The sequence below is a fragment of the Actibacterium sp. genome (genome assembly GCF_041584535.1).
GTDB lineage: Bacteria > Pseudomonadota > Alphaproteobacteria > Rhodobacterales > Rhodobacteraceae > Actibacterium_D.
In genome coordinates, this window is record NZ_JBFHDW010000408.1 from 1 (window position 1) to 1,804 (window position 1,804).

Below are 1,804 nucleotides of genomic sequence, written 5' to 3' on the forward strand. Positions count from 1 at the left end.
CCCTTGGCCACGACCGAGGATTGCGTTGTTCCAGGCAACAGGTGCACGGCCCCCATCATCGTGCCGATCAATCGTTCGATGTGCCCTCCGAAATGAGGACTGCCTGGCGGCCGATAGACCAGATCGATCCCCCATTCTGCACATGCCGACCGAAAGGCATGCGACCGGAAATCGCGCCCGTTATCGACGTGGATGCTATGCGGTTTACCCTGCGCGGGCCAAGGAACATTGCGCACCAATTCCGCCAGAAGTTCCGCCTTGGGGGCCACAGCCTGTGTCAGGCAAAGCGCCACCGACAGACGCGAAGGTGCCTCGAGAGAGGTGTAATATCCGGTCACCATCCGCGTTGCGACGTCGATCGCCAGCGTGACCCAAGGCCGCCCAATTGGTTTGCGTTCAAAACTGTCGACGAGAATGATGTCCGCAGACGTATGGTCGATTTGCACGACCTCCAGTGGCCGGTTTGCCTTGTTGTCGCCTACGACCGGCGCAAATTTCTGGCGGGCCGCCTTTGCGCCTTCGCGTGCCTTGGCAATTTCACGGGCATCCATTGCATCCAGCCTGCGCTGAACCGTCCGACGTGTCGGCGGTTGCAAGCCCTGCTGCCAGCACGCGCTTCGGATTTCTGTCACGATGCGCGACAGGCTTGGGCGTTCCCGCCGTAAGAAATAACGGCGAAGATGTTCTTCGATCACCGCTTCCACCTTGCCGGATATCAAGGTTGTACCAGTCGGGCGGCCCCGTTTCCGAGAAGCCAGCGCGCTGGTGCGCCCACCCTCTTCGGCCAGACGCTTTATCCAGCGCCAGACAGTCGCCCTGCTGACACCAAGCTCCCAAACGGCGTCATTGATGCCACTTTCCAGACTGCCAGTTCCTTTGAGATATGCCTGAACAAGCGGACGCAGAACGGCCGCCCTGCGCGCCTCCTCAGCACCAGCGGCAACGAAGTCTTCGCGATCATCATCCATCAATATTTGCCACACGAAGCTGCGAACCCTGTCTCAGGTTTAAGGGCAAAAATATCGGATTTAAAGGCAAAATATCATATTTAAGGGCAAAGCAAGGCCGTTGATTTCGTTGGATTTCTCATCTCACAATTAAGGGCTACGCGACACCTGAACGTAAATTTTTGTCCTCCGGACGACGAGCTAAACCTAAGTTGCAAGCCGCCACATCCGGAATCGCCCTTGCCCTGTCACCTCGCATATCAGGCCTCGCATTTCCATCCAGGCAAGGTTGCGCTGGACGGCGGCACGGCTGGCGCCCGTCAGGGCCTCGGCCATCGGGGCCGAAACGAGCGGCCATTCGGTCAGCACAGCGCGCAAGGAAGGGGGTGTCTTGCCTGAAAGCGGCGTCATCTCGGCCTCCGCCCGCGCAGCCCAAGCTTCGATATCGTCAAGGTGCCGCATCGCTGTCAGGCATGCCGTCTCGATGCCGTCGAGCCAACGCGCGAGACGGTCGACCGGTAGACCACCGGCTCGTAGCCCCCCTGCCCCGCCCATTGCCAGAGGCGCAAAGACTGCTCCCTTGCCCTCGCTGGCCGCGATCCGCGCAGCTGTGACTGCCGCCTCCATTCGATCGCCTTGCTGCCCGAGTCCCGCGAGGCTCCAGAGGTGAAAGCCCAAGCAAGCACGGGTGATCGGGTGCAACTCGGAGGCTTGCGCCGTCAGATCCAGCCAACCGCCTGCGCGATCCGCAAACGGTTCGGCCGCATCGGCGAGGTTCTCGGGGTCGCGGCGGTCAAGGAAGGCGGAAAGGTCTACCTCCGGTCCCGGCCCACCGGTTAGCCGCCGCACCGCCCAAC

Annotated in this window: 1 protein-coding gene and 1 pseudogene; both read right to left on the reverse strand. The window is 61.2% G+C overall.

Features of this window, described 5'->3' with window-relative positions:
- A partial coding sequence (locus tag ABYW26_RS14195; protein ID WP_372605564.1) for a DDE-type integrase/transposase/recombinase occupies window positions 1-968 on the reverse strand: 968 nt, incomplete at its 3' end.
- Window positions 969-1,154: 186 nt separating this feature from the next.
- Window positions 1,155-1,804 (reverse strand): annotated as a pseudogene (locus ABYW26_RS14200) (hypothetical protein); the annotation flags it as partial.